The sequence below is a fragment of the Pseudomonas sp. BS-2016 genome, from assembly GCF_001806145.1.
Lineage (GTDB): Bacteria > Pseudomonadota > Gammaproteobacteria > Pseudomonadales > Pseudomonadaceae > Aquipseudomonas > Aquipseudomonas lundensis.
Map to the genome: position 1 here is coordinate 71,150 of NZ_MLCT01000032.1, position 23,273 is coordinate 94,422.

The window sequence follows — 23,273 nt, forward strand, 5'->3', positions numbered from 1 at the left end:
TTCGTCAGGAACCTTTGAACAGGCTCCACAAGAACGCCAACAACCCGCCCAGCGTGGCAATCCCCGCTAGCCAGCCGATGGCCGAGAGCCCTTGCCATACGGGCCCCGCCGCAGCGATCTGGGGGCCAAAGGCGATCAACAGCGCACTGATCAACAGCGCCAGCGACAAGCGCGTTGAAGCCAGGCGCAGTGAGCGCTCCAGCTTTTCGATCCCCGGCACGTCGACTTTCAGATCCAGCACGCCGTGCTTGAGGCGATGCACCATCAACCGGGTCAATTTCGGCAAATCTTCCAACACACCGCGCCCCAACTGCAGCCCGTCCATTGCGAGGCGTTGGGCAACCTTCCAGCTCAACTGCTCGCGGAGCATCTTCTGCACCGCAGGTTGGGCGGTTGCGACCAAATCCAGTTCCGGGTCCAGCCGGGTCAACACGCCATCGGCTGTTATCAGCGCCTTGAACAGCACCAGCAGGTCCGGGGGCAACAGCAAGCGGTATTCACGCATCACCGTCAGAAAATCACGAATCAGCGCACTCATGTTCAACGGCTGGCGGGTGTGCTGTGCCATGTATTGACGCGCCGCACGTTCGATCTGGGTCACGTCCTGCACCCGCTCGCCCTGCCAGTCGATCAAGACCGAGCTCAGGGTTTCAGTACTGCCTTCGGTCAGCGCACGCATAAATGTCATGACCTCCAGACGCCGCCGCTCATCCAGGCGCCCGACCATGCCGAAGTCGATAAATCCGACGCGGTTTTCACTCATGGCCCGCAGATTGCCTGGGTGCGGGTCGCCATGGAACAGGCCGTCTTCCAGCAACATCTTGATGAAGGCTTTGGCCCCGCGTTGCGCCAACAGGCTTGGGTCCAGGCCTTGGACAATCAACGCCTCGCGCTCCAACGGCGTGAAGCTGGGGAGAAATTCCTGCACCAGCAGCCGCTGGCTGCTGTAGGCCCAATGAATACGCGGGATCACGATGGAGGGGTCGTGTTCAAAATGCTGCGCCACGCTGTCGCAATGCTGGCCCTCCTGGGTGAAATCCAGCTCTTGCAGCATCGCCCGCGCCAGTTGGCGCACCATCTGGCGGGGCTGATACACCGCCAGCGCCTCGTTTTGCTCAATCAACTGGGCGACGCTTTCCAGCAGTTGCAAGTCCGCCGTCATTTTGCCCCTGAGCCCGGGACGCTGAACCTTGACCACCACCTCCTCGCCCGTGTGCAAACGTGCGCGGTACACCTGCGCCATAGAGGCCGCGGCCAGCGGCTGGGTGTCAAACACCGCGAAAACCTCTTCCAGCGGGCAGCCCAAGTCTTCAAGCACCTGCACGTGCAGCGCCTCCCACGGCACGGTCGAGGCCTGACTGTGCAGCGCCTGCAGTTCTTCGACCCAGTGCGGCGGCAGGATGTCGCTGCGGCTGGACAGAATCTGCCCGCACTTGATAAAGGTCGGGCCCAGGGCTTCTAACGCCATGCGCACCCGCTGCGCGCTGCTGGCTGGCAGTGACTCACCCGGTTCTGCGCTGACCTGGGCGAGCAAACGCCCCAGCCCCAGGCGCACCACCACGTCCTGCGCGCCAAAACGCACCAGGGTGGCGATGATCTGATGAAGGCGGCGGTGATGTTTGACGGCGGTCCAGGTGGGTTCGAGCATGGGCACGGGTCCTTGTTGCTGGGGGGCTGACAGCCGGGGCGGCTCTATCTCGGACCGTCGGCGGGCCTAAACATTCGACTGATTAAAGCCTGCGACCGGTTCAATGGCACGCTTGCGTACGCAAACGCTGGGCGTGCTGGCCTAACACCAGTAGAATCGCGCTCTTTTTTCCAAGGGCGCTCGCCATGACCTCTCCCAAAACGCCGCTAGAAGCCGAGTCCCAGAACAGCGATCTGGTCTTTGGTCTTGAGGACCGCCCCAAGCCGTGGATCGGCTTTCTGGCGGCCCTGCAACACTTGCTAGCGATCATTGTTCCGATCGTGACCCCCGGCCTGCTGATCTGTCAGGCGTTGGGCGTGTCCAGTCGCGACACCAACCTGATTGTCTCGATGTCGTTGGTGATTTCGGGGATCGCCACATTTGTGCAGTGCAAACGCTTCGGCCCGTTCGGTGCTGGCTTGCTGATTGTGCAAGGGACCAGTTTTAACTTCGTCGGCCCGTTGATCGCGGGCGGCGCGTTGATGGTCAAGCAAGGCACGCCCGTCGAAAGCGTGATGGCGGCGATCTTTGGCGTGGTGATTGCCGGTTCGTTCGTTGAAATGGGCATCTCGCGGGTGCTGCCTTTCGTCAAGCGCATGATTACCCCGCTGGTGACCGGCATCGTGGTGTTAATGATCGGCCTGACGCTGATCAAGGTCGGCCTGATCAGCATGGGCGGCGGCTTCACCGCCATGGGCAATGGCACGTTCGCCAATGGCGAAAACCTGATGCTGTCAGGCGTGGTGCTGGCGATCATCGTGATCCTCAACCGCATCCCGCTGGTGTGGATGCGCAGCTGCGCCATCGTCATCGCACTGGCGGTGGGCTATGCGCTGGCAGGCTATCTGGGGCGTCTGGATTTTACCGGCATGCACCAGGCCGAGCTGTTTCAAGTGCCGGTGCCACTGCACTTTGGCCTTGGGTTCTCGTGGGCACTGTTCATTCCGATGCTGGTGATTTACCTCGTCACTTCGCTGGAAGCGATTGGCGATGTGACGGCCACCAGTAAAGTGTCACGCCAGCCCGTCGAAGGCCCGGTGTGGATGCAACGTATCAAGGGCGGCGTACTGGTCAACGGGGCCAACTCGCTGCTGGCCGGTATTTTCAACACCTTCCCCAGCTCGATCTTTGCCCAGAACAATGGTGTGATTCAGCTGACCGGCATTGCCAGCCGCCACATCGGCGTCTGGATTGCCGCCATGCTGATCCTGCTCGGCCTGTTCCCGAGCGTGGCCGGGGCGATTCAGGCGGTGCCCGAGCCGGTACTGGGCGGTGCAGCCATGGTGATGTTTGGCGCGGTGGCCGCATCGGGCATTAACATTCTGGCCAGCATCACCCTGGACCGTCGTGCGCTGCTGATCATTGCCGTGTCGCTGGCGCTGGGCCTGGGCGTGTCGCAAGTGCCTGAGTTCCTCGCCCACATGCCGGCGGCGTTACGCAACGTATTGGAGTCGGGCGTGGCGACCGGCGGTATCTGTGCGCTGCTGCTGAACTGGTTCTTGCCGGAAGCCGAGCAAAAACCAGGCATTTAAGTTGATAACCGGGCAGGCTCCCCGCTGATCCTGCCCGGTTATGAAACTCACCCCACACGCTGGCGACATGCCACATTCCAGGCTTTTCCTCTTCCGGCGCTTCCAGTACTCTTTTTCCATCCCCCAGCCTGGAACAGGCGTCGATATGAATACCTACGGAAAACGACTGCAGCAGGAACGCATGCGCCTGGGCCTGACGCAACAGCAACTGGCGCAGGCCGGTGGAGTCGGTCGGCACGCGCAAAGCCTGTATGAGCGTGACATCACCCTGCCCCGCGCCAACTACCTGGCGGCCATCACGCTGGTCGGAATCGACGTGTTGTTCGTCCTGACCGGCCGCCATACCCCGCACCCGCCTCACCCGCACACCGAAACACCCGGTAATGGCCAGCTCAGCGAGCGCTGAGTGTCAGGCCGCGTGTACCCAGCGTCGATGCAGGCCACGGGCCAGTGCATCCAGCGCAAACCCCAGCACACCGATCAACAGCACCATGGCCATCAGTTCTGAATAGGCCAGCCGGTCGCGGGTGTCGAGAATGAAATAGCCCAGCCCCGCACTCACGCCGAGCATTTCGCAAGGCACCAGCACGATCCACAAAATCCCGATGGAAAGCCGGACCCCGGTCAGCACATGCCCCAACACACCGGGCAGGATCACCCGGCGCAAGGTTTCCCAACGGGTAGCACTCAAGCTGCGGCTCAGTTGCAGCCAGCGCGGGTCCAGTTGGCGTACCCCCGCAATGGTATTGAGCAAAATCGGCCACACGGCGGCAAAGGTCAGCAAGAAGTAGATGGGCTGATCGCCCACGCCCATCAGCATCACCACCACCGGCATCCAGGACAGCGGCGAAATCATGCGCAGGAATTGAAAGGCGGGCGTGGTGGCGGCCTCCAGATTGCGCGAGCCGCCTATCAGCAGCCCTAATGGCACGCCGATCAATAACGCCATCACCAGGCTGACCACGATGCGCTTTAGGCTCACCCCAACGTTCTCGTACAACTGGGCGCTGCCCAGTAATTCGTACAGGCTGACAAATGTGGCTTGCGGCGAAAAGCGGGCCGCCAGCCCCTGTTCACTGCCCAGCCACTCGACACCCAGCCACCAGGCCAGCAACAGGCTCAACAGCCCTGCGCCACCCAGTAGCCATTGCCGCGCGGTGGAAGGTGCCGGGCCAGTCAAAAGCCAAACTCCTCGGTGCGTTCAAAGCTGTCTGGCAAACCGAATGCCTTGAGCCCGCCCACGGCGGCGATGCTGTTTTTGACGAAGCGGTCATCGACCAGATCGGTCGCCACATGCGCGGGGTCCAGGCCCGCCAAAAACTGATTGTCGCCCTGAATCAGCGTGTGCTTGAGCCGCGTGACCAGCTCTTCGGTATAGCTGGCAAAGGGATAAGGCTGAAAATCAATGCGCTGTTCATCCCAGTCGCCATGCTGAATCGCCCCCGCCGCTTCATAGCGCGCGCGATCGCTGGCGGCAGGCGCCAGGACTTTTTGCAGCACGGCACTGCTGTGCGGCGTGTACCGGTTTTCTCCGTCCTTGGCCAGCAACTGGGCGGCGGCCTGTCGGTTATCGCGGGTCCAGAGCTGCGCCTTGACGATGGCGTTGACCACTTTTTGCGACCATTCAGGCCGGTTGTTCAGGTCATGCTCGTGCATGAACACCACGCAGCACGCGTGATTGCGCCACAGGTCGCCGGTGAAACGCTGTACGCGGCCGACGTTCAAGTCTTCGGCCAAGGCATTGAACGGCTCGGCCACGATGTACCCGGCGATGCGCTTGGTCGCCAAAGCGGGCGGCATGTCGGAAGGCGGCATGACCACCAGGTTCACTTCATTGGCGGCCAGCGGGCTGCCTACCGGGCGTGTGACCGGTTGCAAGCCGTTGTCGCGAAACAGCTGTTGCACCACCACGTTGTGGATCGAGTACCAGAACGGAATCGCGATGGATTGCCCGCCCAGTTGCCGGACTTCTTGGATGTCGGGGGCTACGGTCAGCCCGGAGCCGCCCACGTGATTCCAGGCCACGACTTTGGCGGGCACTTTGCTGCCGTACCGCGCCCACACTGTCATCGGCGAGAGCAAGTGAATCACGTTGACCTGCCCGGAGATAAAGGCTTCGATCACCTGCGCCCAGCTGCGCAGCAACACAGGGCGCTCAGCCTTGATGCCCTCGGCCTCGAACAGGCCATTGTTGTGCGCCACCAGCAACGGCGTGGCGTCGGTGATCGGCAGGTAACCGATGCGCACCGGCGCATCCGGCTCGGCCGCCGCACGGGCCTGCAGGCTGCTGAGCATCGGCAAGGCGCCCGCCGCGGTGAGCATGGCGCTGAGTTTTAAAATGTCACGCCGAGTGTGTGTGAAGTCGTCCAGGCACATGTGCTAGCTCCAGCGAGTCGCGTAAAGGTTCAAGGTCAGGGGTGCGGCTCGCCCGCCGAAGGGTTTTGAGAATGTCGATGCGCAAAGCGCCCAGCTCATCGACCCGGTCTTCACGCGGTTGCGCAAGGTCAATGCGCCACTCACCGACGGTCCGCGCCGGGCTGTGGCCCAGTAGCAGAATCCGGTCGCTGAGCAGCAGGGCTTCGTCAATATCGTGGGTAATCAATAGCGCCGCCGTGTTGTGCCGCGCAATCACGCTGAGCAACAACTGCTGCATGTCGGCGCGGGTGACTTCGTCCAGCGCGCCAAACGGTTCGTCGAGTAGCAGCACTTGGGGCTGACGCGCCAGGCAGCGGGCCAGCGCCACCCGCTGCGCCATGCCGCCGGACAACTGCGCCGGGTACTGCCCCCTTGCGTGTTGCAAGCCTACTTCCGTAATGGCCTGATCGACCCGCGCCTTGCGCGCTGCGACGGCCACTTTGGGCTGGCGGGCGAAATCCAGCCCGAAGGCGACGTTATGTTCAAGGTTCAACCAGGGCAACAGGCTCGGGTCCTGAAACGCCACCGCGACCCGGGGGTGCGGCGCGGTGACCGCTTCGCCCAACAGGCTCACCGTGCCTGAGTGCGGGGTTTGCAACCCTGCCAGCACCCGCAGCAGGCTGGATTTGCCCACCCCGCTTGGGCCCAGCACTGACACGATTTCTCCGGGTGCCAGTTGCAGGTCGAACCCCTCCAGTACCGATTGCCATCCCTGGCCCCGGGCATAGCCCAGGGTGATGTCACGCGCATCCAGCAAGACCGTGCTCATCACGCGCTGACCTTGGCCTGACGCAGCAACTCGGCCCGCAGTTGCACCAGGCTCGGGGTCACGATCGGCACAAAGGCCGACTCGCGCCAGCGTCGGGCGAACGCGCTGCCATGGGCGCACAGGTAGGCTTTGCCGCCGCTGGCTTGCAGTTCGAACTGCACCGCGCTGGCCGTGGCTTCTGCCAAGGCAATGCGGATGTTAAACAGGGCCGCCGGGTTCGTCAGGAACCGACCCTCCAGCAGGCCGGTTTTCAAGGCGTCCACCTGAGCTTCCAGGTGCGTCTTTTGTTCATTCAACAGTTCGAGCAAACCGGAGCGCGGACCTTGCAAGTGCGCTTCGGCCTCCTGCAACGAACGTCGTGCCAGGCCGATCGACAGCCCGCATTGCAGGCCTAAAAACGCCGGGCGCACGGCAGGTAGAAAGACTTTGGCGTTGTCGTGCAACAACCATTCTTGGGCGACCTGCACCGCCTGGAAGTCGAGTGCGGCCGTGTTGCTTGACTGCAACCCCATCAATTCAAGGTCATCGGAACGCTGCAGGCCCGGCAAGCCGTCAGGGATTGCCAGCACAAAAGGCGCGCCGCCCTCTTCACGCTCAATGGCCGCCGCGACCACGAACCCGCTTTTGCGCAAATTAGTGACCCAGTGCAACCGACCGTCCAGCGCCCAACCATTGGCGTGGGCACGGGCGCGCACTTGCAACGATTCAATCCCGGACAAAAATTTCATGGCGTTGGACAGCCCGGTGGCGCCCGCCAATTGGCCACTCAGCAAGTCAGGCAGCAAGCGTTCGCGCAGCCCGGTGTTTGGACTGTGCAACAGGTATTCGATAAAAGCGCGCTGGCCCCAAAACACAAAAGCCGAAGCCAGGGAATGGCTGGCAACGCTGGCCATTACTTCCAGTGCATCGGCCAGATTGCCGCCGGTGCCCCCCAGCTGTGGGCTGATGCCGACCCGTAGCACATTGGCCGATGCCAGTTGCGACAAGACGTGTTGCGGGTCACTGTGGCCGAGGTCCAGCGCCTCGGCTTCGGCATCCAGCCAATGACTCAGTACAGGGTCTAGCATGTCGATTTCTCCTTTAAATCGGGACCGCCGGATTACTCAGGACGGGTCCAGCTATAGCGCGCCAGTTCAGGGTTCAACGGCGTGCGGGCGAACACGTTAGCAAAATTGCACAAGGTTGCCAGGCTTACGCCCAGAATCACTTCCAGCGCCTGCCCTTCGGTGAAACCGGCGGCCTTGAATTCGCTGTACGTGGCGTCGCTGACGTCCCCGCGCTTGGCAATGACTTCGCGGGTAAACGCGGCCAGCGCTTCGAGGCGCTCTTCAGGCAGCTCAGTTTGCCCGCGCAGGGCGGTGACGACTTCGTCGGGCAGTTTGGCCTTGTTCTGCGCCACAGCGGTATGACCTGCGACACAGAAGTCGCACCCATGGCGCGTTGCTGCGATCAATTGCACCACTTCCCTTTCCGGCAGGGTTAGCTCAGCCTTGCCGTTGATGCCCGAAACCGTGACATAAGTCTCCAGTGCCGCCGGCGCATTGGCTAGAATCCCCAACAGGTTGGGAATGAACCCGGCATTTTTCTGTGCGGTTTCCAGATATGGCTTCGCGGCTTCAGGAGCCGAATCGAGGGTATGAAGCGTGACACGAGACATGAAGTGACTCCTGCAAAAGGTGTCGGAACAGTCTGTTGGTTATAAAAATTTGATTCCATATTCTAAAGTAGCGATTACTTGCTTCTGAGTGTTTCCATTAGATGAATTCGTCCAGTCCCCTGATTGATTGGTTATTAGAAAGCCTTGAGCTAGACGCCAGCCTGTTCCATGTCGGGCGCTATTGCGGCGGATGGCACAGCAGCACTCACGGGCTGGCCCGCGCCAGTTTTCACGTCGTGGTACAGGGCCATTGCTGGCTACACGTGGAGGGGCAGGCTCACGGCGTGCAATTGAACGCCGGGGATGCGCTGTTTTTGCTGCAAGACCTGAACTACCGGCTTTCCAGCGCCAATGACGCCGGGCTGGCCGCGCAGTTGCCGCGTCAGGCCATGCAAGCACTCGATCCGCACGCCGACGAGGGCGTCGGATTGGTGTGCGGCTTTTTTCACTTTCAGCCGGGGCTGTCTGACCTGATCCTTGAAGCCCTGCCCGCCTGGTTGATCCTGCGTGCCAACGACCCGTCCTCCAGCGCGGCGCGCACTGTTTTCCAGTTGATTCTGGATGAGTGCGAGCGTGTGCCAGCCCCTTCATCGGCCTTGCTGGAGCGGCTGAGTCATTTGTTGTTTCTGTACGTGCTGCGCCAGCAAGTCAGCCACAACCCCGACCTCGGCGGCCTGGTAGCCCTGGCGCGGCAACCGGCATTTTCTACCCTGTTGCAACAATTGATCGAACACCCCGAGCAGCCGTGGACCCTGGAAAGCATGGCAGCGTGTACTGGCCTGTCGCGTTCGGCGTTTTTCAAGCGCTTCAGTGAACATGCCGGGCAATCCCCCGGTCATGTATTACTGGCCTTGCGCATGCGCCACGCCTGTCAGTTGCTACAGACAGACCACACCGTCGAACAAGCCTGCGCAGCGGTGGGCTATCACTCCATTGCTGCGTTTACCCGGGCGTTCACCAAGTCCATCGGTGTGCAACCGGGCGCGTATCGCAAGCAGCATGAACGCCGCTGACCTCCCCCTTCGTTAACAGGAGACACCCGTGACAGAACCCGGCCCTACCCACCAGCAAGCCCTCGACCGTTTTCTTGCCGAACGCCCCGACCTGCGCGAGCAACTTGATCGCCTGAACCCCCTTGAAGCCCGCGCCGTCGGGCAGCCGCCAGAGGTGTATCGTCAGGAGCGACTGAACGAAGCGTTCGAAGCCGAAGCGGAGCGACTGGGCTTGTTCGCGTGGGAATTGACCCTGAAATTGACCAGTGACAGCGAGGCCGCCTTTGAAGCTCAACGGCTGGAAGTACACCGCGAAGTGGCACAAATGGCTGGCATGGCGTGGGCCGATTATTGTGAGCTGTACGGGATCGTTGCCAGTCCGCACTGAGGGCCCTGCCCCTGCGGGTACCAGATACTTGAACAGACTTTTTCCAGCAACGCCTTGTTGTGGCTGAACACAATCAACCCCAGATCACGGCGCCGGACCTCGTCAAGCAGCACGTGCCACACCTGCGCCTGAATGTGCGCATCCAGCTGCGCGGTGACTTCATCGGCAATGAGAAAACGCGTGCGCGGGTCCAGCGCCCTGAGCAACGCTATACGCGCCAGTTCGCCACCGGACAACTCGTCAGGACGTCGTTTCAGCCACGCCGGGCTGATCGCCAGCCGGTCCAGCCACGCGGCCGTCGGAGACCAGGCGTCGCGCAAGCTATCGCCCGTGCTGCGATAGGGGTTGAACGTCAGCTCCGGATGCTGGGGCACCAGCTGGATCGGGCAGTAGCCCTGCTTCGCCAGCGGTTTTGCGTCCACGGTGATCCGACCCGACGTCGCCCCCTGCCATTGCGCCAGCACCCGGCCCAGGGTGGTTTTGCCATAGCCACTGGGGGCCGAAATGCCCTGACGCTCCCCGGCGCTGACGTGAAACGATACCGAGTCCCACAGCCGCTGGCCGTTTTGCTCAATGGTCAGTTGTTGGACTTCAAGCATGGGGCGGGCACTCCGGTTGCGGCACTCGCCGGTGAATGAATTGCTGCTCGGGTAACGCCGCCCACAGCGACTGCAACCAGGGGCTGCCGCCGTGCTCGCGCAGCGCCTGCGCACTCACGGTTTCGTGCAATTGGCCGTGGTGCAACACCGCGATGGTGTCGGCAAACCGGGCGGCCAGTGCCAGATCATGGGTCACCCATAAAACCCCACGTCCTTGCTGGCAAAGGCGCTTGAAGTGATGCAGCAGTTGGCAGGCGTGTTCGTCATCGAGCCAGGCGGTGATTTCATCGGCAAGCAGGTAGCGGGCGCGGGTCAATGCGGCACCACTGGCCAGCACCCGTTTGGCCATCCCGCCGGACAACCTGCGCGGATACGTGTCCACCAGCTCAGGTTGCAGGTTGTACTGCTGTAACTGTCGGGCTACGTCATCCAGGCCCAGGGCGACACCACTCAACCGCGCAGCCCTTTGTAACTGCGGGCCCACTTTAAGCAAGGGATTGAGGGCACTCACCCCTTGCGGGACGTAACACAGGGTTTTGCCCCGCTGATGGATTTTGTCGGTGTCACTCAGGCATTGCCCGTCCAGCCGGATCTCCCCGCGGCAGCGCATGTTGTCAGGCAGCAAACCCAGTGCACTTTGCAGCAACAGGCTTTTGCCTTCACCACTTGAACCCACCAGCGCGACCAGCTCACCGGGGCGCACGTCAAGGGTAATGTTGCTCAGCAACGGCTGCCAGGTGGTGTGGCCCAACCAGCGGTAGTGGGCAATGTCGATGGCCAGGCGGTTGAATGTCAGCATCAGGTGACCCTTATCCATAACTGCTGCAAAGCCCGCGCGAACTGGTCGAACACCAGCACCAGACTCACCAGAATCAAACCGGGGAAAAACGCCAGCCACCACGCGCCACTGCTCAGGTAACGCAGGGCGTCAGCCAGCAATAAACCCAGCGACGGGTCATGGGGCGCCAGCCCGAAACCCAGAAAACTCAGGGCCGCCGAGTGCAGCACCGCATGGGGGAACATCAGCAAGGTGCCGACGATCCATTGCGGCAGCAGTAACGGTAGCAAATGGTGACGCCAGCGATAAAAACTGCTGTTGCCCAACCGGTGCGACAGCATGACGAAATCACTTTCGCGGATTCGCAACAGCTCCCCGCGAAGAATCAAGGCCAGACGCGGCCAATGGGTCAGCGCAACCGCCAGAATCACCCCGTGTTTGCCGCCGCCGAGGGTGAAGCAGATCAACACCAGCAACAACAGATGTGGCAAGGACAACAGGCTGTCGATCAACCCGCGAATCAGAAAATCCAGGGTTTTGTTCACTGCACACAGGCTGGCGGCAAGCATGGCCAACACGCCACTGCTGAAGGCAGCAACGAGGCCGATGTGCAAACTGGTGGTCATGCCCTGAAAGCAGCGCAACCACAGGTCGCGGCCGAGGCTGTCGGTGCCGAACCAAAACTGCGTCGAGGGCGCCTGACGCCGCGCCAGCAAGTCCATGGAGACCTCGACACCCGACACCGAAATACCGTAGGCGACCAGCAGGATCAGCAGTAACAGTGAGGCACTGAGGCGTAACAGGGCGCGCTGAGGATTAAACGTCATGAATGGCGCGCCGCCCCGCGGTTAAGGCGCAGTAATAGCGCGTTGGCAATGCTGTTGCCCGTGAACACCAGTACGGCGCAAAACATCACAATGCCCATCAGCAGCGGGATGTCGCCCCGTAAACCTGCGTCGATCGTGGCCTGCCCCAAACCCGGATACGCGAAAACTTTTTCGGCCAGCAAAGATCCACCAATCAATTCGCCCACCGACGCAAATTGCAGGCACACGGCAGGCGTCAGCGCGTGACGCAGCACATGAAACCTGATCAGCGGCCAGCCGTTGTCCCCTTGAGCGCGGGCATAACGAATGAACTCGCTGCCCATGACTTCAGCAACCCGCGAGCGAGTGTGCAATGCAATGTTGCCCACCCCCAATAATCCCAGCGCCAGCATGGGCAAAATCAGGTGATGCAATTTGTCACGCCAGGTCGCGGTCGCAGCGTCGCTGCCGGGCGTCCATGCACAACAAATCGGTGCCCAATTGAGGGTCACGGCAAACAGTGACAGCAGCAACAAACCGATCCAGAACGTGGGCAAAGACGACAGGACGTAAGACAACGTGGACAGCAGCCGATCAGGCCAACGATGTAAATAACGGCCGGCCGTGAGCCCCATTGCCAACCCGACGATTCCTGAGAACAGCCACGCCGAAAACAGCAACGCAAACGAGGTGGCAAAACGCTCGCCAATCACCTGTGAGACCGGTGCGTTGTACAGCATCGAATAGCCGAAATCGCCGTGCAGCATTTGCGTAAACCAATGCCAGAAGCGTTCCCACAACGGCAGGTCTAGCCCCCATCTCGCCGCGATCAAGGGGTATTGTTCGGGCGGCACGTGCAACAAATCGTTACCGATGTAAGCGCGGATCGGGTCGACCGGAGAAAAACTGAGCAATGTGAACGTGCCAGCAGCCGTCACCAGCAACAAGCCCAGTAAGCGCACCACAAACCACGCGGCCTCACGGATCACTGGCAGGTCCATTTCCAGCCATCAAGGCTATTGAGCAATGACCAGGAGCCGTGAATTTCAGGGGCGCCTTTGCCTAAATCGATGCATTCATCGGCCAGATACGTGTGTTGCACATTAAGCAACCACGCCCAGGCAGCATCCCCTTTGACCCCGACGCCGGTTTTGCCGTCCCACTCCACCTGTTGCCAGAACGGCACCGCCTGCTGCCAGTTGGGCGCATCCAGTGCTTGCTGCAAGTGTTGATCGACCACCGGATTGCGGTAATAGCCGGGGTTGTAGTACTCCACGCCTGCGGCCTTGCTGCTGTAGTGGTGGTAAAGCTCCATCGGGTCGAGGCTGCCCCAGCCAAACAGCGTCGGGTTGGCGTGCATGTTGCGTTCAACGGTTTCCCAACTGCCAGATTGCAAATCCACAGCAATACCGACCAGCTTGAGCATGGCGCGCACGGCCTGGGCCAGATCACGCCGCGTGGCATCACCGCTGGCATACCAGAGGGTCACTTTGGCTGGCAGACCGTTTTTTTCGCGCACACCCGTGAGGGTTTCGACCCATCCGGCGTCTTCGAGGATCTGCTTGGCTTTCGCGCTGTCGCCATCTTTGAAGGCGGCGTCGGGGTTATTCCACGGCAGGCCTTCAACGCCTGTAAAAGCGGGGATTGCGTGCCCTTCCAGCACCTGATCGGCCAGCAACTGACGATTGATCGCGTAGTTGATGGCTTTGCGAATGGCCACGTCGGCAGTCACGTCATTGCCGATCGGGTAGCCCTGCGCGTCTTTTTTGCCAGAAGCCGTGGTCGGCAACACAATGCCGCGGTTCTCGACACTGGGCCGAACCCAGAGCTTCATGCCCTGGGCAGGCGTGACCGCCAATGCCGGTGCAATCCGCACAATCCCCAACTGTTTGCTTTGTGCCGCGGCAAAGGCGCTGTCTTCATCCAGAAACACAAACACCAGCCGGGGGAAATCATTCTTGTGCCCGGCGTAATAGGGGTTGGCTTCAACAATCAATTGCTGACCCGGCTGATAGCTGACCAGCCGATAAGGCCCGGCACCAATCGGTTTTTGCGCATAGGTTTTGGCGTCGTACTGGTCAGCGGACACGATGCCCAATGAACCGAGCACATTGACGAAGGTGCTTTGCGCTGCCTTGAGCGCAATCCGCACAGTCAAGGGATCCACCGCTTCAGCCTTCAGAAAATTGCCCATGTCCACTTTGCCGCCGCTGGCCGCTGCATTGTTGTACGTGTAGGCAACGTCTTTGGCCTCAAGCGCCGAGCCATCGGAAAATTTCAGGCCCGGCTTGAGCGTCAGGGTCAAGGTTTTCCCGTCCTCACCCGTTTGATAATCACTGAGCAGAAAGCTGCTCCAGGACAGGTCTTTATTCTGTTTGAGCAAGGGGCTGTGCAGCAGCAAATAACTGCCATGACTCCACCCCAGCATGGGATCAAAACCTTCGGTGGGCTCATCGCCAATGGCCAGCTTCAATGTGCGCGCCTGCGCTGAATAAACTGGCGCAGCCAGTATTCCGAGCAAGGCCACTGTGATCCCTAGTGAGCGCATCCATGCGGGCCTGGACATTCATCCTCCAAAAAGAAATATCAACGTGGCTAACGCGCAACAGTTAAGCAGTGCTGCTTCAAATAGCCAGCCAGGCGGTAGATTGTTTGGGCGCCTCCTAACATCCAGTCACACTTGCGCGTCCCGGCAGAAACTGACCCTGCCCCCTCATTCAGGCGTTGAAAAAACAGCGCACACGGGTGTGTGCTATACCCATGGGTATGCATTTGCAGCGTTCAACGACTTCACTGACAGAGGTTCGCATGTTCAACGTACTCGCCAGTCACTTGAAAGATAAAAACGTCCATTCCATCAACGCCTTGCCCTCGAACAATATCGAACTGTTCGATTGCTACACCGGCATGGTCTTCGGCAAGCTATACCGCAGCTTCCCGCTGCCTGTCAGCATCAGCGCAGAAGACTTTATCGACTACAAAACCTTGCGCGCCGGCACCCGTGAAGCACTTGAAAAAGAAGAAAGCCTTTTCCTCGCCACCATCAAGTGGCTGGCTGATGTCGGTTACATCCACTTCGATGGCATGTCAGGGGTATCGTTTTTTGAGGTGATTTTGACCAACAACGGTTTGCTGATCCTGCGGGCCTTGCCACAAGCGGCCGAAGAAGGGTCTACCCTCGGTGAAAAAATGACCCAGAGCATCAATGAGGAAAACACCGACAGCCTGCGCGGACTGGTAACAGAGGCCCTAAGCCTGGGCAGCCGCTTGATCAGCCCCATGATCCGTTCGGGGATTTGAACCACGTGCATTGATCGGCGTGCCGTCGGAGAAACTCCCTGCCTGACCTGCGCAGGGAGTGAGGCGCTGAGATGACTGCCAATGGTCAACCAAGCGCCTGCACCACCCGCCTCACTTTCAGCAACGCTTCGCGTAACGCAATCATGTCAACTGACCCCAGCGCCAGCCTGATTGCATGCGGAATATGGGCCGTGATCGCAAATGGCTCTGCGGTAGAAACAGAGACATGTTCGCTCATCAACATCATGGCTACCTGGTCGGCACGCACGTCCTCGGACAACGGTAACCAGATAAAGTAAGACGAGGGGTGGCGAAGGTACGGCAACCCTGACAACACTTCGTCAGCCAGATGTTGGCGTGCTTGAGCATCCTCCCTTTTTTGCGACTCCAGCAGACTGACGGTTCCATCATCCAGCCAGGCGGTTGCAATAGCGGTCATTACGCCCGGCACGTTCCAGACCGTCGCCCGGATCGCGCGCTCCAGCGCGCTAATGTGCTGTATCGGAGCGACAACAAACCCCACACGCAGCCCGGTCGCCACGCTTTTGGATAAGCCTGACACGTAGACCGTGCGTTCAGGCGCCAAGCTCACCATCGGCAACGGCGCTTTTTCGATCAAAAACGCGTAAGCCGCATCTTCAATGATGGTCAGGTCGTATTGCCGCGCAATGGATACCAAGTGGGCCCGTTGTTCGGTTCCCATGACCCAGCCCAGTGGGTTGTGCAAGGTCGGCATGCAGTAAACAGCACGCACAGGACGGCCGCGGCACAGTCGTTCAAACGCATCCAGATCAGGCCCGTGAGCGGTGACAGGAATGGGCAAAACTTCTAAATGAAGACTTTGAGCCAACACTTTGAAACCGGAATACGTCAAGGCATCCGCCGCGATGACGTCCCCCGGTTTCAACAGCGCCATCAGCGCTACGGCCAAGCCGTGCTGAGCCCCATTGACCATCAATACCTGCTCGGCCGGTGCGTCGATGCCGCGGGTCGCCAAGTGCCTGGCGACACTTGCCCGTTCATGCAGACGCCCGCCATGGGGCTGATAACGCAGAAGGGTTTGCAGATCTCCGCTGAGCGCCAATTGGCGCAGTGCCTGTCGCAAAAGGTCCGTCTGGCCTGGTAATGAGGGGTAATTGAAATTCAAGTCCAGCATCCCCGACTCAAGGGGTGGCTGGTCTATGCCCTGCCCGGGCGGCAAAGCGGTTTCCCTGACGAAAGTCCCGCGCCCGGTCTCTCCGCTGACCAGCCCCATGGCCGCCAGTTCTGCGTACACGCGACTGGCCGTTGCCAAGGCCAGGCCATTGGCAGCCGCCAGTTGACGGTGCGTGGGTAAACGGGTGCCAGGGCCAAGACTGCCAGAACGTATGGCTGCGGCCAGGCGGTCGACCAGGTATTTGTAACGGGAGCGCGTCATTTCACTTTGTATCCATGACAATTTTTTGATTGTTTTGAATCATCAACCCTAGGATGCAACGCACGCAATTGAAACTTCCTGGACGCATCTTCGTCCTGGCGATGCACTCCACCTGTCACTCATCAGCTCAGGATTTCACAGCATGGACAGCACCTGCGGGTCTACCAAACCGAACGATGACCGTATCAAACGCGGATGGATCAATGGATTCATCGGCGTTGTGATCTTTAGTGGCTCTTTGCCCGCAACCCGTGTCGCGGTAATGGAGTTTGACCCCGTATTCCTGACGGTTGCCCGCGCAACCCTGGCAGGTCTGTTGGCAGTGTGCGCACTCGTGCTATTCAGAGAGCGGCGCCCTGTAAGAAATCAACTTCTCCCCCTGCTGATAGTCGCTATGGGCGTTGTCGTCGGATTCCCCTTGTTAACGGCATTGGCGCTCCAGCATGTGACCTCGGCACACTCGATTGTCTTCCTCGGAATGCTGCCTTTGGCCACTGCTGTATTCGGGGTCTTGCGCGGCGGAGAAAGGCCCCGACCGGCCTTCTGGCTGTTTTCGGTGCTGGGCTGTTCATTGGTGGTGGTCTACGCAATAGCGCAAGGCCTGAGGGCGTCGTTGCAAGGAGATGCGCTGATGCTGTGTGCTGTGTTGGTGTGCGGCCTGGGTTACGCAGAAGGCGCGAAACTCTCGCGAACCTTGGGGGGGTGGCAAGTCATCTCATGGGCGCTGGTGTTGTCATTACCGCTGATGGCCACGCTCAGTGGTTTCTATGCTCCACCTTCGTTCGCCGGCATCAGCCCGCAGGCATGGTTAAGCCTGGCCTACGTCTCGGTGTTCAGCATGCTGATCGGTTTCGTATTTTGGTACCGCGGGCTTGCTCAGGGAGGCATTGCGGCGGTAGGTCAACTCCAGTTATTGCAACCCTTTTTCGGTTTGGCGCTCGCCGCCTCGTTGCTGCAAGAGACCGTTAGCCCGGGCATGCTTGGGGTAACGGTCGCGGTGATCGCCTGTGTGATCGGGGCAAAACGGTGTGCGAAATAGCGCGCCACTTATCTTGCAGGTAGACCGTGCAAGATCAACAGCGTCACTCAATCCGTGACGCTTCCGGTCTTTGCGGCCCCCGCTAAAGCTGGCACCCAGGCGTAACCTTTGAATGCGCGCTTTAGGCCTGGATAGTTTTTTGGAAGAAAGCTGCTCACGAACCATGCAACTTATTCTTACTACCATTTTTAAATTAACGCCCTATCCCATTGATATCTCCTACAACTCCTGCCCAGAAGTCGGAAGGAAGACTCCTGCAAAGCCAAGTAACCTTGGCGAACTGTAATTTCTGACAGGTTACAACGCTCAAATCAGCGCGTTATAAATCCCTCACATCGACACCCGTTTATTGCTGCCAAAAAGCGTCCGGCAGTGTGGCGGTGTCGATTCCGCATCCAGGCATGAGGGAGAAAACAACATGATCCGTCAACGTCCGCTCCAACCAGAGCAGCGCAGTCAGGCTTTTCATTCATACGATGAAGAGGCTACGGAGAACGTCAAATTGACCCCAAGGGAAAAGGAAGTTTTACAGTGGAGTTTGCTTGGAAAGTCCTCATGGGACATCGCTCGAATCGTCGGTTGTACAGAGGCCGGTGTGAATTTTCATTTTTACAACCTGAGACGAAAATTCGGTGTGTCGTCACGTCACACTGCCGCCCTCAAAGCGGTGCAACTCGGGCTGATCACGTTTTCTTAAATGCCTCATGGCAATACGGAGCGCGTCAGTGCTGAGCCTCATTGTGGCGGATGATCATCCCGTGGTTGTGCAAGGGGCGATGATGGCGTTATCGGGGCAGTTGGACGCCTCATACAGCATTACTGGCCATGCCTTCGGCACAGACGACCTGATCGAGAAACTTCAACGCTACCCGTGCCAGGTGCTGATTACTGATTATTCGATGCCACGGGGTAGCCAGCCGGACGGTCTGGCACTCATCAGCTACATTCGTCGGCATTTCGAACCGGTAAAAATTATCGTTATGACCATGCTGAACAATCCTGCGGCGTTGAAAGCGTTGTTGGGATTGGGCGTCGTCGGTCTGTTTGACAAACACAATGATTTATCCGAGTTGGTCCATGCCGTACGCGCTGTGAGCAAAGGCAAACGTTACATTAGCCCTACCTTTGTAAAAGCGCTTGATGGGCAGTCTTCTTCCACAAAGCACTTGCCTAATGGCTCGTTAGTGACTCTCTCACCCAAAGAAATTGAAGTTGTAAGACTATTCATCTTGGGGCATTCCGGCCGCCAGATTGCTACGCGACTCAGCCGTAGCGAAAAGACCATCAGCCGCCAAAAGCGCATGGCAATGAATAAACTTGGACTCGCGCGTGACAGCGCACTGGTGGAGTGGGCAGCAGGGATGGGGCTCAAATTTTGAAAACCCCCGCAAGCGCTTATTAGTGCGTCGCTGATCGCGGACATCTGCCCTTGCATCCACTTGCCAACCCTTGGTCATACCGCTACTGTCAGGCCCATGGATCACCTACGCATTGCCTTGACTACGACAACCACGACCGCCAAAGGCGGGTCGTGAGAGGTGACGTGAGTCCATAACGCACGAACTTCAAAGGCCCGCCAGTGATGGTAAGGGCCTTTTCTTTTGCCCTTGTGTCTCTGGCCACAACGCAAGGAAAGCACCATGCATGCCCTGTTAATTCTCGATATGCAGGTTGGATTACTGCATGGCCCGGACAAACCACTGGCCAGCGAAGCACTGATTACAACGTTGAACGCGCTCATGAGCAAAGCTCGGATTGCGGGCGCACCTATTTTCCTGGCGCGCCACATTGGTCCACCTGGTTCACCGATCGAACCTGCAAGCCCGCTGACGCAACTGGTGCCGGAGTTGGTGTTAAAGGGTGAGGAAGTCATCTTCGAGAAAACACGCCCTGACGCCTTTACCAAAACAGAGCTGGCTGATCAGCTACAGGCGTTTGGCGTTGAAGGCGTGGTCATCACGGGTATGAAAACCCAATATTGCGTTGACAGCACCTGCCGTGCTGCAAGAGACCTTGGATTCGACGCCGTGTTGATAGCCGATGGTCATACATGCAGTGACACGCCCACCCTTAAAGCAGAGCAGATTATCGCCCATCACAATGCGACCCTTGCGGGGCCATTCTGCCGTGTCGTAACCGCTCAGGAATGGGTGTTCTAACACCTGTAGACAGATCGGCCCTGAATAGGGCTGATCTGGGGACTTGTGACGCACCCGGTTCATACCCATTTTCGTTCCACACTAAACGTTAAACGGGCCTTCACCTCCACGTCCTTCAGACCGCTACTTTTTACCCGCTTCCCACTTAACTGCTACGGTCTGCCCACACGCCCCCACCTGCGGCACCAGGTGAATATCAACACGCCGGTTGGCTATTCGACCCGGCTCACTATCGTTACCGGCGATGGGTCGGCTGGCCGCGAGTCCTTGAACAGCAATGCAATTGTCGGCAATACCTTTCATACGCTGCATCCAGTCACGCACGGCTGAGGCTTGAGCGTGAGACCAGCGCAGATTGTGTTCAGCATCGCCGGATGCATCGGTGGGCAAAGCCTATGGCTCGGAAACCATGACCAGAAGACACATCACTGTTTAAGCACGTATTGCCTGCCTTTGTAAGGTGTGCCTTATGGAAAATATTTGTGTGAGAGTAATTTTCCAGACATGAAAAAGCCCAACTCGCGAAAGTTGGGCTAAGTCATTGAATAATATGGTCGGGACGGAGTGATTCGAACACTCGACCCCTAGCACCCCATGCTAGTGCGCTACCGGACTGCGCTACGCCCCGACTAGGCGTTAGAACTAATTGAAATAACGCGGCAAATATACCCCAAGTTTTGAAAAAGAGGAAGTAGTATTAGCCAAGTTATTTGCGAAGGATCAGCAAAACATCTTCAAGCTCTGAAATGGTTTGGCGGATCAATTGCTTGTACTGGGTTGTATCATCTTTAGCCTCATCGCCTGAAAGGCGCAGTCGTGCGCCTCCAATTGTGAAGCCTTGGTCATACAACAAGGCGCGAATTTGCCGGATCATCAACACGTCCTGGCGTTGATAATACCGGCGATTTCCGCGCCGTTTTACGGGATTCAGTTGAGGAAACTCTTGCTCCCAATATCGCAGCACATGCGGTTTGACCGCACACAATTCGCTAACTTCGCCTATGGCGAAGTAGCGTTTGCCTGGAATGGGCGGGAGCTCGTCGTTATGACTTGGTTCCAGCATAAGCCTCTACTCGGGCCTTCAACTTCTGCCCTGGACGAAAGGTGACCACACGGCGTGCCGTGATCGGGATTTCCTCTCCCGTTTTCGGATTGCGGCCAGGCCGCTGTCGCTTGTCACGCAAGTCAAAGTTGCCAAAACCGGACAACTTGACTTGTTCGTTGTCTTCAAGAGCGTGCCTGATCTCTTCGAAAAAAAGCTCCACCAATTCTTTGGCTTCACGTTTATTCAGGCCCAGCTCTTCATAAAGACGTTCCGCCATTTCAGCTTTCGTCAGAGCCCCCATACGTCACTTCCTTAACGTGGCGTTCAACCTTTGTTCGAGCGAGGTGAGGATGTTCTGCGTCGTGGTATTCACCTCATCGTCATTAAGAGTGCGCGATGGATGCTGCCAGGTCAAGCCGACTGCAAGGCTTTTTCTATTGGGATCAATACCTTTACCTTGGTAAACGTCGAAAAGCCTCAAGTCTGTCAACCATTCGCCCGCATTTTCACGGATGACACTCAACACATCACGGGCAGCGACGTCTTTATCGGCAATCAAAGCCAAATCGCGACGGACTTCCGGAAAGCGCGAAAGCTCCGAGAATTTCGGCATTTTGCCCAATGCCACTTCAGCCAACACCAGCTCAAAAACAAAAACCGGCCTGTCCAGACCCAGTTTTTTGTTTAGTTCCGGGTGAAGCGCGCCTACAAAACCTACCAGACGACCATCTCGCTCAATGCGCGCAGTCTGTCCTGGATGGAGCGCCGGATGCTGGCCAGGGACAAATTCAAAAGAATCCAAAGCACCCGCAAAGCCCAGCACAGCTTCTACATCAGCTTTTATGTCAAAAAAGTCGACTGTTTCACGACCCTGCGCCCAACCTTCAGGCAAGCGAGTGCCGCACACTACGCCCGCCAGCATGGACTCTTGCTTGAGACCTTCAAGCTGCCCGACAAAGCGCAGTCCGCTTTCAAAAAGACGAACGCGATCTTGTTGACGGTTCAAGTTGTGCTGCAATGCTTTGACCAGACCAGGCCACAAGGAGGCACGCATTGCAGCCATATCATTGGATATAGGATTGGCTAACAGCAAAGGCTCGAGGTCAGGACTGAAAAGCTCAAACTGTTTAGGGTCAATGAAACTGTAGGTGATAGCTTCTTGATATCCGCGCGCTACCAGCAAACGGCGCAGTTCTGGCAAATCACTGCGAGCTTCGGCCTTGGCCTGAGGCGCCAGGCGAGCTTGCGGATAACGGACTGGAAGACGGTTATAGCCATACAAGCGAGCCAGCTCTTCTATCAGATCCACTTCCAGACTGATATCGAAACGATGACTTGGGACCTCTACGCGCCACTGCCCTTCGCCAATTGCAGTGACTGTCAGTCCCAAGGCGCAGAGCAAACGCTCGACCTCGCTGCCGTCCATCTCCATTCCCAGCATCTGACTGATACGCGCAGCACGCAAGGTGATGGGCGCAATCGAAGGCAGGAATTGCTGGGCAACAGTTTCAATAATCGGACCTGCTTCCCCGCCTGTAATCTCCAGCAACAAGCCAGTGGCGCGCTCCATGGCTTCGCGGGCCAGGTTCCAGTCCACTCCACGCTCATAGCGGTGCGAGGCATCCGTGTGCAAGCCGTAAGAACGTGCCTTGCCTGCTACGGCAATCTGATCGAAAAAGGCGCTCTCAAGAAATACATCTCGCGTGGTCGCCGATACGCCGCTGTGCTCCCCCCCCATCACACCCGCAATAGCCAGCGCACGGTGATGATCTGCAATCACCAATGTGTCACTGCGCAAGGTCACTTCCTGGCCATCAAGCAAGACCAGCTTTTCGCCCTCTTCCGCCATACGTACACGAATACCGCCGTTGATTTCGGCGAGATCAAATGCATGAAGAGGCTGCCCCAGCTCCAGCATCACATAATTGGTGATGTCGACCGCAGCGTCGATGCTGCGCACATCGGCGCGGCGCAAGCGCTCCACCATCCACAAGGGTGTAGGGCGGGTTAAGTCCACATTGCGAATGATACGTCCCAGATAACGAGGGCAGGCCGATGGCGCCAACACCTCTACAGAGCGGACTTCGTCATGTACGGCAGGGACAGGCTCAATCACCGGGCGTGTCACTTCTGCTGCGTACAAAGCCCCCACTTCACGAGCCAGACCGGCCAATGACAAGCAATCGCCACGGTTCGGGGTCAAATCGACCTCAATACTCGCGTCTTCCAGGTTCAGATAAACGCGAATATCTTCGCCTACCGGAGCATCCGCAGGAAGCTCCATCAGACCGTCATTACCCTCGCCAATGTGCAGTTCGGCTTGAGAGCACAACATGCCATTGGACTCAACACCGCGCAGCTTAGCCTTTTTGATCTTGAAGTCGCCCGGCAACTGAGCACCGATCATCGCAAACGGAATCTTCAGACCCGGACGCACATTCGGTGCCCCGCAGACAACTTGAAAAGTTTCGATACCATTGGTTACTTGGCAAACACGAAGCTTGTCAGCGTCCGGGTGTTGCTCAGTGGCCAATACCTCGCCCACAACAACACCGCTAAATGCACCGGCAACCGGTGCAACACTGTCCACTTCCAGGCCAGCCATCGACAGACGAGCAACCAGCTCATCGCGTTCTACCTGCGGGTTAACCCAACCACGCAGCCACTGTTCACTGAATTTCATCCTGCTC

Annotated in this window: 25 protein-coding genes and 1 tRNA gene; 9 read left to right on the plus strand and 17 right to left on the minus strand. The window is 58.6% G+C overall.

Going from position 1 to position 23,273, the window contains the following annotated elements:
* Positions 1–4: 4 nt before the first annotated feature.
* The gene (locus tag BKD70_RS16665; RefSeq protein WP_047275092.1) at positions 5–1,648 is read right to left on the minus strand and encodes an AarF/ABC1/UbiB kinase family protein; all 1,644 of its coding nucleotides are present in this window, start codon (positions 1,646–1,648) and stop codon (positions 5–7) included.
* A gap of 185 nt (positions 1,649–1,833) precedes the next feature.
* Between BKD70_RS16665 and BKD70_RS16670 the strand changes: the two genes are divergently transcribed.
* Together BKD70_RS16670 and BKD70_RS16675 are read left to right on the plus strand one after the other, a co-directional pair.
* Positions 1,834–3,219, plus strand: coding sequence for a nucleobase:cation symporter-2 family protein (locus BKD70_RS16670; RefSeq protein ID WP_047275093.1), 1,386 nt, complete (start codon positions 1,834–1,836; stop codon positions 3,217–3,219).
* Between the two features lie 145 nt (positions 3,220–3,364).
* Positions 3,365–3,625 (plus strand): helix-turn-helix domain-containing protein, encoded by a 261-nt coding sequence (locus BKD70_RS16675; protein WP_047275095.1) that lies wholly within the window; start codon positions 3,365–3,367, stop codon positions 3,623–3,625.
* A gap of 3 nt (positions 3,626–3,628) precedes the next feature.
* On the opposite strand, the gene BKD70_RS16680 is transcribed toward BKD70_RS16675, so the two are convergent.
* From BKD70_RS16680 to BKD70_RS16700, 5 genes are read right to left on the minus strand one after another with little or no spacing between them, the layout of a single operon-like run.
* Complete coding sequence (locus BKD70_RS16680; RefSeq protein ID WP_047275097.1) at positions 3,629–4,399, minus strand: ABC transporter permease; 771 nt, start codon at positions 4,397–4,399, stop codon at positions 3,629–3,631.
* Positions 4,396–5,595 (minus strand): ABC transporter substrate-binding protein, encoded by a 1,200-nt coding sequence (locus BKD70_RS16685; RefSeq protein ID WP_047275098.1) that lies wholly within the window; start codon positions 5,593–5,595, stop codon positions 4,396–4,398. Before BKD70_RS16685 ends, BKD70_RS16680 begins: the two co-directional genes overlap by 4 nt.
* Positions 5,561–6,403, minus strand: coding sequence for an ABC transporter ATP-binding protein (locus BKD70_RS16690; protein WP_047275101.1), 843 nt, complete (start codon positions 6,401–6,403; stop codon positions 5,561–5,563). Before BKD70_RS16690 ends, BKD70_RS16685 begins: the two co-directional genes overlap by 35 nt.
* The gene (locus tag BKD70_RS16695) at positions 6,403–7,470 is read right to left on the minus strand and encodes an acyl-CoA dehydrogenase family protein (protein ID WP_047275103.1); all 1,068 of its coding nucleotides are present in this window, start codon (positions 7,468–7,470) and stop codon (positions 6,403–6,405) included. Before BKD70_RS16695 ends, BKD70_RS16690 begins: the two co-directional genes overlap by 1 nt.
* 32 nt (positions 7,471–7,502) lie before the next feature.
* Entirely contained in the window at positions 7,503–8,060 is a 558-nt protein-coding gene (locus BKD70_RS16700) for a carboxymuconolactone decarboxylase family protein (protein WP_047275105.1), read from the minus strand.
* Positions 8,061–8,161: 101 nt separating this feature from the next.
* Here BKD70_RS16700 and BKD70_RS16705 point away from each other — a divergent pair, with 101 nt between their 5' ends.
* Both BKD70_RS16705 and BKD70_RS16710 read left to right on the plus strand, forming a co-directional pair.
* The gene (locus BKD70_RS16705) at positions 8,162–9,073 is read left to right on the plus strand and encodes an AraC family transcriptional regulator (RefSeq protein WP_047275107.1); all 912 of its coding nucleotides are present in this window, start codon (positions 8,162–8,164) and stop codon (positions 9,071–9,073) included.
* A gap of 28 nt (positions 9,074–9,101) precedes the next feature.
* A complete protein-coding gene (locus tag BKD70_RS16710) occupies positions 9,102–9,440 on the plus strand; it encodes a DUF6388 family protein (protein ID WP_047275109.1) in 339 nt (112 codons plus the stop codon).
* On the opposite strand, the gene BKD70_RS16715 is transcribed toward BKD70_RS16710, so the two are convergent.
* From BKD70_RS16715 to BKD70_RS16735, 5 genes are read right to left on the minus strand one after another with little or no spacing between them, the layout of a single operon-like run.
* The gene (locus BKD70_RS16715; protein ID WP_047275112.1) at positions 9,401–10,039 is read right to left on the minus strand and encodes an ATP-binding cassette domain-containing protein; all 639 of its coding nucleotides are present in this window, start codon (positions 10,037–10,039) and stop codon (positions 9,401–9,403) included. The two genes, BKD70_RS16710 and BKD70_RS16715, sit on opposite strands and share 40 nt — an antisense overlap.
* A complete protein-coding gene (locus BKD70_RS16720; RefSeq protein WP_047275114.1) occupies positions 10,032–10,838 on the minus strand; it encodes an ATP-binding cassette domain-containing protein in 807 nt (268 codons plus the stop codon). The genes BKD70_RS16715 and BKD70_RS16720 overlap by 8 nt, the downstream gene beginning before the upstream one ends.
* Positions 10,838–11,644, minus strand: a complete 807-nt coding sequence (locus BKD70_RS16725) for an ABC transporter permease (protein ID WP_047275115.1) — start codon at positions 11,642–11,644, stop codon at positions 10,838–10,840. Before BKD70_RS16725 ends, BKD70_RS16720 begins: the two co-directional genes overlap by 1 nt.
* Positions 11,641–12,624: an ABC transporter permease gene (locus BKD70_RS16730; protein WP_047275117.1), complete on the minus strand. Its 984-nt coding sequence runs from the start codon at positions 12,622–12,624 to the stop codon at positions 11,641–11,643. The genes BKD70_RS16725 and BKD70_RS16730 overlap by 4 nt, the downstream gene beginning before the upstream one ends.
* Positions 12,609–14,189: an ABC transporter substrate-binding protein gene (locus tag BKD70_RS16735; RefSeq protein WP_047275120.1), complete on the minus strand. Its 1,581-nt coding sequence runs from the start codon at positions 14,187–14,189 to the stop codon at positions 12,609–12,611. Before BKD70_RS16735 ends, BKD70_RS16730 begins: the two co-directional genes overlap by 16 nt.
* 242 nt (positions 14,190–14,431) lie before the next feature.
* Here BKD70_RS16735 and BKD70_RS16740 point away from each other — a divergent pair, with 242 nt between their 5' ends.
* Entirely contained in the window at positions 14,432–14,923 is a 492-nt protein-coding gene (locus BKD70_RS16740; RefSeq protein ID WP_047275122.1) for a hypothetical protein, read from the plus strand.
* An 85-nt stretch (positions 14,924–15,008) separates the two neighbouring features.
* Here the strand turns inward: BKD70_RS16740 and BKD70_RS16745 are convergent, their stop codons facing one another.
* Positions 15,009–16,340: a PLP-dependent aminotransferase family protein gene (locus BKD70_RS16745; RefSeq protein ID WP_047275124.1), complete on the minus strand. Its 1,332-nt coding sequence runs from the start codon at positions 16,338–16,340 to the stop codon at positions 15,009–15,011.
* A gap of 142 nt (positions 16,341–16,482) precedes the next feature.
* Between BKD70_RS16745 and BKD70_RS16750 the strand changes: the two genes are divergently transcribed.
* The 4 genes from BKD70_RS16750 to BKD70_RS16765 all read left to right on the plus strand — a co-directional run bounded on the left by BKD70_RS16750 (position 16,483) and on the right by BKD70_RS16765 (position 19,538).
* A complete protein-coding gene (locus BKD70_RS16750; RefSeq protein ID WP_047275126.1) occupies positions 16,483–17,379 on the plus strand; it encodes a DMT family transporter in 897 nt (298 codons plus the stop codon).
* 418 nt (positions 17,380–17,797) lie between these two features.
* The gene (locus BKD70_RS16755; RefSeq protein WP_047275128.1) at positions 17,798–18,076 is read left to right on the plus strand and encodes a response regulator transcription factor; all 279 of its coding nucleotides are present in this window, start codon (positions 17,798–17,800) and stop codon (positions 18,074–18,076) included.
* A gap of 28 nt (positions 18,077–18,104) precedes the next feature.
* On the plus strand, positions 18,105–18,758 hold the full coding sequence (locus BKD70_RS16760) for a response regulator (protein ID WP_052892172.1): 654 nt from the start codon (positions 18,105–18,107) through the stop codon (positions 18,756–18,758).
* A 261-nt stretch (positions 18,759–19,019) separates the two neighbouring features.
* Complete coding sequence (locus BKD70_RS16765; RefSeq protein WP_047275132.1) at positions 19,020–19,538, plus strand: cysteine hydrolase family protein; 519 nt, start codon at positions 19,020–19,022, stop codon at positions 19,536–19,538.
* Positions 19,539–19,661: 123 nt separating this feature from the next.
* On the opposite strand, the gene BKD70_RS16770 is transcribed toward BKD70_RS16765, so the two are convergent.
* The 5 genes from BKD70_RS16770 to pheT form a co-directional block, all read right to left on the minus strand.
* On the minus strand, positions 19,662–19,928 hold the full coding sequence (locus BKD70_RS16770) for an OmpA family protein (RefSeq protein WP_080960350.1): 267 nt from the start codon (positions 19,926–19,928) through the stop codon (positions 19,662–19,664).
* Between the two features lie 161 nt (positions 19,929–20,089).
* Positions 20,090–20,166, minus strand: a tRNA-Pro gene (locus tag BKD70_RS16775).
* Between the two features lie 78 nt (positions 20,167–20,244).
* Complete coding sequence (locus BKD70_RS16780; RefSeq protein ID WP_047275136.1) at positions 20,245–20,601, minus strand: MerR family transcriptional regulator; 357 nt, start codon at positions 20,599–20,601, stop codon at positions 20,245–20,247.
* Positions 20,582–20,884 carry an integration host factor subunit alpha gene (gene ihfA, locus BKD70_RS16785; RefSeq protein ID WP_002553164.1) on the minus strand — a complete coding sequence of 101 codons (303 nt, stop codon included), beginning with the start codon at positions 20,882–20,884 and terminating at the stop codon, positions 20,582–20,584. The genes BKD70_RS16780 and ihfA overlap by 20 nt, the downstream gene beginning before the upstream one ends.
* A gap of 3 nt (positions 20,885–20,887) precedes the next feature.
* Complete coding sequence (gene pheT / locus BKD70_RS16790) at positions 20,888–23,266, minus strand: phenylalanine--tRNA ligase subunit beta (protein WP_047275139.1); 2,379 nt, start codon at positions 23,264–23,266, stop codon at positions 20,888–20,890.
* Positions 23,267–23,273: the final 7 nt, after the last annotated feature.

What these genes read in the sequence shown, in the direction of transcription:
- BKD70_RS16665 (WP_047275092.1), bottom strand. Translation starts at nt 1,648, where the DNA reads ATGCTCGAACCCACCTGGACCGCCGTCAAACATCACCGCCGCCTTCAT.
- BKD70_RS16670 (WP_047275093.1), top strand. Translation starts at nt 1,834, where the DNA reads ATGACCTCTCCCAAAACGCCGCTAGAAGCCGAGTCCCAGAACAGCGAT.
- BKD70_RS16675 (WP_047275095.1), top strand. Translation starts at nt 3,365, where the DNA reads ATGAATACCTACGGAAAACGACTGCAGCAGGAACGCATGCGCCTGGGC.
- BKD70_RS16685 (WP_047275098.1), bottom strand. Translation starts at nt 5,595, where the DNA reads ATGTGCCTGGACGACTTCACACACACTCGGCGTGACATTTTAAAACTC.
- BKD70_RS16690 (WP_047275101.1), bottom strand. Translation starts at nt 6,403, where the DNA reads ATGAGCACGGTCTTGCTGGATGCGCGTGACATCACCCTGGGCTATGCC.
- BKD70_RS16695 (WP_047275103.1), bottom strand. Translation starts at nt 7,470, where the DNA reads ATGCTAGACCCTGTACTGAGTCATTGGCTGGATGCCGAAGCCGAGGCG.
- BKD70_RS16700 (WP_047275105.1), bottom strand. Translation starts at nt 8,060, where the DNA reads ATGTCTCGTGTCACGCTTCATACCCTCGATTCGGCTCCTGAAGCCGCG.
- BKD70_RS16705 (WP_047275107.1), top strand. Translation starts at nt 8,162, where the DNA reads ATGAATTCGTCCAGTCCCCTGATTGATTGGTTATTAGAAAGCCTTGAG.
- BKD70_RS16715 (WP_047275112.1), bottom strand. Translation starts at nt 10,039, where the DNA reads ATGCTTGAAGTCCAACAACTGACCATTGAGCAAAACGGCCAGCGGCTG.
- BKD70_RS16720 (WP_047275114.1), bottom strand. Translation starts at nt 10,838, where the DNA reads ATGCTGACATTCAACCGCCTGGCCATCGACATTGCCCACTACCGCTGG.
- BKD70_RS16725 (WP_047275115.1), bottom strand. Translation starts at nt 11,644, where the DNA reads ATGACGTTTAATCCTCAGCGCGCCCTGTTACGCCTCAGTGCCTCACTG.
- BKD70_RS16730 (WP_047275117.1), bottom strand. Translation starts at nt 12,624, where the DNA reads ATGGACCTGCCAGTGATCCGTGAGGCCGCGTGGTTTGTGGTGCGCTTA.
- BKD70_RS16735 (WP_047275120.1), bottom strand. Translation starts at nt 14,189, where the DNA reads ATGTCCAGGCCCGCATGGATGCGCTCACTAGGGATCACAGTGGCCTTG.
- BKD70_RS16740 (WP_047275122.1), top strand. Translation starts at nt 14,432, where the DNA reads ATGTTCAACGTACTCGCCAGTCACTTGAAAGATAAAAACGTCCATTCC.
- BKD70_RS16745 (WP_047275124.1), bottom strand. Translation starts at nt 16,340, where the DNA reads ATGACGCGCTCCCGTTACAAATACCTGGTCGACCGCCTGGCCGCAGCC.
- BKD70_RS16750 (WP_047275126.1), top strand. Translation starts at nt 16,483, where the DNA reads ATGGACAGCACCTGCGGGTCTACCAAACCGAACGATGACCGTATCAAA.
- BKD70_RS16755 (WP_047275128.1), top strand. Translation starts at nt 17,798, where the DNA reads ATGATCCGTCAACGTCCGCTCCAACCAGAGCAGCGCAGTCAGGCTTTT.
- BKD70_RS16765 (WP_047275132.1), top strand. Translation starts at nt 19,020, where the DNA reads ATGCATGCCCTGTTAATTCTCGATATGCAGGTTGGATTACTGCATGGC.
- BKD70_RS16780 (WP_047275136.1), bottom strand. Translation starts at nt 20,601, where the DNA reads ATGCTGGAACCAAGTCATAACGACGAGCTCCCGCCCATTCCAGGCAAA.
- ihfA (WP_002553164.1), bottom strand. Translation starts at nt 20,884, where the DNA reads ATGGGGGCTCTGACGAAAGCTGAAATGGCGGAACGTCTTTATGAAGAG.
- pheT (WP_047275139.1), bottom strand. Translation starts at nt 23,266, where the DNA reads ATGAAATTCAGTGAACAGTGGCTGCGTGGTTGGGTTAACCCGCAGGTA.